6 protein-coding genes are annotated in these 6598 nt (G+C 64.3%); 4 read left to right on the top strand and 2 right to left on the bottom strand.

Going from position 1 to position 6598, the window contains the following annotated elements; genetic code table 11:
- Window positions 1–1907 (bottom strand): phenylalanine--tRNA ligase subunit beta (pheT, locus tag ACEW8G_RS07910; protein WP_373487886.1); only part of this gene is annotated, 1907 nt, incomplete at its 3' end.
- Window positions 1904–2992 carry a phenylalanine--tRNA ligase subunit alpha gene (pheS, locus tag ACEW8G_RS07905; RefSeq protein ID WP_373487885.1) on the bottom strand — a complete coding sequence of 363 codons (1089 nt, stop codon included), beginning with the start codon at window positions 2990–2992 and terminating at the stop codon, window positions 1904–1906. The genes pheS and pheT, both read right to left, overlap by 4 nt.
- Before the next feature lie 169 nt (window positions 2993–3161).
- On the opposite strand from pheS, the gene ACEW8G_RS07900 reads away from it, so the two are divergent.
- From ACEW8G_RS07900 to ACEW8G_RS07885, 4 genes are all read left to right on the top strand, one after another.
- Window positions 3162–3542, top strand: coding sequence for a hypothetical protein (locus ACEW8G_RS07900; RefSeq protein ID WP_373487884.1), 381 nt, complete (start codon window positions 3162–3164; stop codon window positions 3540–3542).
- Window positions 3543–3554: 12 nt separating this feature from the next.
- The gene (locus tag ACEW8G_RS07895) at window positions 3555–4511 is read left to right on the top strand and encodes a sterol desaturase family protein (protein ID WP_373487883.1); all 957 of its coding nucleotides are present in this window, start codon (window positions 3555–3557) and stop codon (window positions 4509–4511) included.
- Window positions 4512–4546: 35 nt separating this feature from the next.
- Window positions 4547–6163 carry a GMC family oxidoreductase gene (locus tag ACEW8G_RS07890; RefSeq protein WP_373487882.1) on the top strand — a complete coding sequence of 539 codons (1617 nt, stop codon included), beginning with the start codon at window positions 4547–4549 and terminating at the stop codon, window positions 6161–6163.
- A gap of 212 nt (window positions 6164–6375) precedes the next feature.
- On the top strand, window positions 6376–6598 hold a 223-nt coding region (locus ACEW8G_RS07885; RefSeq protein WP_373487881.1), incomplete at its 3' end, for a hypothetical protein.

The following is a 6598-nucleotide window of genomic DNA, read 5'->3' as shown; positions in this document are numbered from 1 at the left end:
TGCGCGGCGAAGGCCTGCGCCTTGCCGGTGCGCCAGCCACGGGCCAGCTTGTCGCCCGCCAGCACGATGCCAAGTGTCGCGCGCTCGTCGCTTGAGCCGTCCGCCGCCTTGAAATAGCGCCGACCGATTTCGAACAGCCGCACCGAGCCTGCGCCACGATCAAGATTGCTCTTTGCCGCCGACAGCAGGCCGGGCAGCAGCGATGGCCGCATGACCTTGAGGTCCTCGCTGATCGGATTGGCGAGCGTCCAGTCGCCGCCGCCAAAGGGGGCAGCTTCCTTGTCGGAAATGAACGACCAGTTGACCGCCTCGTTGAGGCCACGCGCCGCCGCCATCCGCCGCACGCGCCGTTCCTGCAGCTGCACGGGGCTGGCTGTGGGCTTGGCGACACCGGGCAGGCGCGGCAGCGGGGTTGAGGGGATCGCATCAATCCCAGTGATTCGCACCACTTCCTCGACGATGTCCGCCTTGCCGGCGACATCGCGCCGCCAGCTGGGGATGGTGATGGTCCACGGTGTTGCGCTGCTATCGGTTGTGAAACCAAGCCGCTCAAGGATCGCCTGCTGCGCATCGACAGCCACGTCTATGCCGCCTAACGCCGCACAATAGGCGGGGTCATAGGCGACCATGCGCTCCACGACCGGCGGCGTGCCCGCCCGCGTCACATCGCTGGCCGTGCCGCCACACAGGTTGGTGACATAGGCCGTCGCAATCGCCAGGCCCTCATCGAGAAACGCAGGGTCCACCCCGCGCTCGAAACGTTGGCGGGCGTCCGAGGTCAGCATCAGCTTCTGGCCGGTACGCGCGATATGGTCGGGTTCGAAATAGGCGCATTCGATCAGCACGTCGGTGGTGGTCGCCGCCACGCCAGAATGCTCGCCGCCCATGATGCCGCCGATGTCATGCACTTGGGCATCGTCGGCGATCACCGTCATGCTGGCATCGAGCGTATAGGTCTTGCCGTTAAGCGTCAGCACCTGCTCGCCGTCCACCGCCTTGCGCGCGACCAAACCACCCGAGAGCTTGGCCATGTCATAGACGTGCAAGGGCCGTCCCAGATCGATCATCACATAATTGGTGATATCGACCAGCGCCGAGATCGGCTTTTGCCCCACCGCCTTCAGCCGCGCCTGCATCCAGCCGGGCGAAGCGCCGTTGGTGACGCCGGTGACGGTGCAGGCGTAAAATGCCGGACAGCCTTCGGGGTCATCGGTGCGCACATTGGGGCCAGGCAAAAGCCCTCTCCCCTTCAGGGGGGAGGGTTGGGAGGGGGGGATTGACGACCGTGCAAGGTCAGGCGCGTTCCCCTCTCCCCTGCCCTCTCCCCTGAAGGGGAGAGGGAGAAGTATACCAATTCCCGATGCCGCCAGATCGCGCGCGATGCCGCGCACGCCCATGCAATCCTGCTTGTTGGGGGTGACCGACACCTCGATCACCGGATCGTCGAGCCCGGCATAATCGGCAAAGCTGGTGCCCACCGGCGCATCGTCGGGCAGTTCGATGATGCCGTCGTGCTCATCGCCGAGTTCGAGCTCGCGCGACGAGCACATCATGCCGAAGCTCTCAACATCGCGGATTTTGGCGGGCTTCAGCGTGAAGGCGGGGCCGGGCACATAGGTTCCCGGAGGACCGAAAACGCCGACCAGCCCCTGCCGCGCATTGGGCGCGCCGCACACGACCTGCCAGGGTGTGCCCGAGCCATCGTCGACCTTGAGCAGCCGCAATTTGTCCGCATTGGGGTGCGGCCCGGCTTCAATCACGCGCGCAACCTTGAACGGGCGCAGCACGTCGGCGGGGTTTTCCACGCCTTCCAGCTCCAGCCCGATGGCGGTCAGCCGGTCGGTGATCTGGTTAAGCGAAGCATCGGTATCGAGATGCTCATTCAGCCACGATAAAGTGAATTTCATGCGCCGACGCCTCCACTCAGGGTCGGCACATCGAGCACCGAAAAGCCGTAATGCTTCAGCCACCTGAGGTCGCCGTCGAAGAACGCGCGCAGATCGTCCATGCCGTATTTGAGCATCGCCAGCCGGTCGATGCCGCAACCGAAAGCAAAGCCCTGCCATTCATCGGGGTCGAGCCCACAATGTTCGATGACCTTTGGGTTGACCATGCCGCTGCCCAGAATTTCCATCCAGCCGCCGTTCGGCCCGGTCGGGTCGCCACCGATGACCCGACGGCCTTTCTCGACCGTGAAGCCGACATCGACTTCCGCGGACGGCTCGGTGAACGGGAAATAGCTGGGCCGCAAGCGCAGCACGATGTCGTCACGCTCAAAGAACGCCTTCACGAACGTATCGAGCGTCCATTTGAGGTGCGCCATGGTGATATGCTTGTCGATCAAGAGGCCCTCCAGCTGATGGAACATTGGCGTGTGGGTTGCGTCCGAATCGCTGCGATAGGTGCGGCCCGGCGCAATGATGCGGATCGGCGGCTTTTGCGCCGTCATCGTGCGAATCTGCACCGGCGATGTGTGGGTGCGCAGCAGCATCTCTTCGCCGTCAGCATTGCGATCAGGGAAGTAGAACGTGTCATGCATCGCGCGCGCCGGGTGTGTCTCTGGCATATTCAGCGCGGTGAAATTGTACCAGCCCGATTCGATCTCTGGTCCGGTCGCAACGGCAAAGCCGAGGTCAGCGAAGATTTCTGCGAGTTCGTCCATCACCTGGCTGACCGGATGCACTGACCCCAGCGGTGCGGGTGCGGCGGGCAGCGTGAGGTCTATCGCTTCTGCCGCCAGCCGGGCGTTGAGCGCTGCGCCTTCCAGCGCATCCTTGCGCGCGGCAATGGCGGCACTCACCGCCTCGCGCGCGCCGTTGATCCGCGGCCCCTGCGTCTGCCGCTCCTCCGCGCTCATGCCGCCCAGCGTCTTGAGCAAGCCAGAAATCGCGCCCTGCTTGCCCAATGCAGCAATGCGGATCTCTTCAAGCCCGGCCAGATCGGCACTGGCGATCTGCGCGACAAAATCCTGCTGTAACTGCTCAACGTCCATGATCGCTCAATTCTTGTGCTTGATGGGCCATGCCCGTGCCGCCGTCACGGGCGATAGTCATGGGCGATGGCACAAATCAACCCCCACAGCGCGCATGCCGCCATTTCATGCGCGCCCGGCCGGTGATAGAACGCCATCTAATGCCAACAATGAGGATGAACCGACACCCATGAGTATCCCGCTGCTGATCGCATCGCTGGTTGCCATCCTGGCGGTGAGCGCGCTGGTCCGTTACCTGCGGCTGGGCGAGGGAGGGATCCGCGATGCTGCCGATGCCGCGCGCATTGCCGAGGAGCAGATCGCGGCCTTTGATGCGGCCACGGTATTGCTGTCAGAAACCCGAACCGCTGCGCTGGTCGAAGGACGGGACGGGCGCATCGTCATCCTGAAATGCCATGGCGCGCATTGTGCCGGACGGGTGCTGCAACGCCCTTTAGGCGCGCGGCGCGACGGCCTGATCTGGCGCATCGAGACCGGTGATGCACTTTATGGCAAGGTCGCGCTCACGCTGGCGAAACAGGATGCAGACAAGCTGCTGACAATGATGTAAACAGCCGGAACAATGACGATGGTGCCCGATCTGCCCAACCCGACCGAGCTTGCGATCCCGGCATTCGTGCTGCTGATCCTGATCGAGATCGCCTGGGTCAAGAGCCGCGATACCCGCGCCTATGAGCCGCGCGACACGCTGACTTCGCTGGCTTTGGGGCTCGGCAGCACGCTATCGGGCGCATTGTTCGGCGGGCTTGCGCTGCTGCTCGCGTTTCAGGTTTACGAACACCGATTGTTCGACATCGGCTTTGTCTGGTGGGCCTGGCCAATTGCGTTCCTGTTCGATGACTTTGCCTATTACTGGAGCCACCGGCTTGGCCACCGCGTGCGCTGGATGTGGGCGGCGCATGTCATCCACCACTCAAGCCAGCACTATAACCTGTCGACCGCGCTCAGGCAGACCTGGACGGGATTTCTGACCCCCGGCCTGCTGATCGGCCTGCCGTTGTTCTGGCTGGGCTTTCACCCGGTGATGATCGCGTTTTGCGGCGGGCTGAACCTGATCTACCAGTTCTGGATCCACACCGAGGCGGTGGGGCGCCTGCCGCGCTGGTTTGAGGCGGTGATGAACACGCCATCGCACCACCGCGTCCACCACGCGATCAACCCGCGCTATCTGGATGCCAATTACGCGGGCGTATTCATCATCTGGGACAAGATGTTCGGCACCTTCGTACCCGAGCGCGACGATGAGCCGATCCGCTATGGCATCGTCAAACAACTCGGCAGCTTCAATCTCATCTGGGCGGCGTTCCACGAATGGATCGGCATCGCGCGCGACATGTGGAGCGCGCCCGGGCTTGGCAATAAGCTGGGCTATTTGCTGCGTCCGCCGGGCTGGAGCCACGAAAACAGCCGCGAGACGAGCGACAGCATCAAGGCGGCATGGGCGGCGCGTCAGGCCGAGACAAGTGACGCGCGCGGCCCTGCGCCATATCAGGGCGGGAGCATGACCCCCGCCGAATGACACGCAATGGCCGATGAGAGCCAACAGGAGAGAGCATGAGCGACTATGACATCATCGTGATCGGCGGCGGGTCCGCCGGATGCGCGGTCGCAGGCAAGCTGAGCGAGGACCCGGCGACGAGCGTCTGCCTGATCGAGGCGGGCGGGCGCAACAACGGGGTGCGCGTCAAGACGCCGGGGTTCATGCCCTTCCTGCCCGCCAACACCAACTGGAAGTTCGATACCGTGCCGCAGCCCGGACTGAACGGCCGCAGCGGATACCAGCCGCGCGGGCGGGGGCTGGGCGGGTCATCCGCGATCAACGCGATGGTCTATATTCGCGGCAATGCGTGGGATTATGACAATTGGGAGGCGCTGGGCGCGACCGGCTGGAGCCATGCCGATGTGCTGCCGTGGTTCAAGGCCTGCGAAAGCAATGAACGCGCCGGATCATCGCCCGAGTTCGACGCACATCACGGGAGCGAGGGTCCGCTGTCGGTGGTCGACCAGCACTGGGCCAACCCCGGCAGCCATGCCTTTGTCGAGGCAGCGTCAAAGCTGCAGCTGCCGCGCAACGATGATTTCAACGGCGCGCATCAGGACGGCTTTGGCATCTACCAGACCACGCAGAAGAACGGCGAGCGCTGGAGCGCGGCGCGCGCCTATATTGAGCCTGCGAAGGGCCGCGCCAATCTGGACGTGCGCACCCATGCGCTTGTGCGCCGCATCATCATCGACAATGGCCGCGCCACCGGGGTCGAGTTCATGCGCGCGGGCGCAGTTGTCCGCATCTTCGCCCGACAGGCGGTCATCCTCTCGGCCGGGGCCTTTGGTTCGCCGCAGATCCTGCAGCTTTCGGGGCTCGGTCCGGCGCAAAATCTGAAGGCCAACGGCATTCAGGTGGTGCGCGACATGGCCGCGGTGGGCGCCGACCTGCAGGACCATATCGACTATGTCTCGGGCTTTGCAACTGAGGCCAAGGACAGCTTCGGCAATTCGCTGGCGGGCACGATGCGCATGGCGCGCGCGGTGCTGGAGCATCGCCGCAAGCGCACCGGCATCCTCACCACCTGCTGGGCCGAGGCCGGGGGCTTCTGGAAGGTGATGCCCAATGCGCCCGCCGCCGATGTGCAGTTCCATTTCGTGCCCGCAGTGCTCGAAGACCATGGCCGCGCGAAGGTCCCAGGCCATGGCTTTTCGTGCCATGCCTGCGTGCTGCGCCCCGAGAGCCGTGGCACGGTAACGCTCGCCAGCCCTGACCCCGCTGCGCCGCCGCGCATTGACCCGCAATTCCTGAGCGATGACCGCGACATTGCGGTGCTGCGCGAAGGCGTGCGGCTGATGCACCGCATTTTCGAAACGCCCCCGCTGTCGGAGTATAATCCGGTCGATCGTCACCCGGTCGACCTGCGCGACGATGCCGCGCTCGACCACCTCATCCGCTCGCGCGCCGATACCGTTTATCACCCGGTCGGCACCTGCCGCATGGGGTCGGACGAGGCCAGCGTGGTCGATCCCCGGCTGCGCCTGCGCGGGATTGACGGCCTGTATGTCGCGGACGCGAGCATCATGCCGAGGATCGTCAGCGGCAACACCAATGCGCCGAGCATCATGATCGGCGAACGCTGCGCGGCGTTTGTGAAAGAGGACATGCGGGCGAGGGTGGCGGTCTGACAAAATCCTCCCCAGCTCGCTGGGGGAGGGGGACCGTTCGCGCAAGCGAATGGTGGAGGGGTAGCGTCCCGGTGCGAATCCCAAACTTGGAGCACAATCCCGCTTCCCCTCCACCATCCTGCGGATAGTCCCCCTCCCCGAGGCAAGGTCGGGGAGGATTTGATTAACTCCGCCCTTCCACCTATCTGCGCGCTTCGCTATCGCTGGCGTCAATGAGCCAATCCCCCACCTCCACCGCCCCCACCCCGATGATGGCGCAATATCATGCGCTCAAGGCCGAGGCGCCCGATTGTCTATTATTTTACCGGATGGGCGATTTTTTTGAGCTGTTCTTTGATGACGCCAGGGCGGCCGCCGCGACGCTCGACATTGCGCTCACATCGCGCGGCGCGCATGGCGGCGATCCCATCCCGATGTGCGGCGTGCCGGTGCACA

The sequence above is a fragment of the Blastomonas sp. genome, assembly GCF_041747255.1.
In the GTDB taxonomy this organism is placed as follows: Bacteria; Pseudomonadota; Alphaproteobacteria; order Sphingomonadales; family Sphingomonadaceae; genus Blastomonas.
This window is presented reverse-complemented; position numbering and strand designations above follow the sequence as displayed.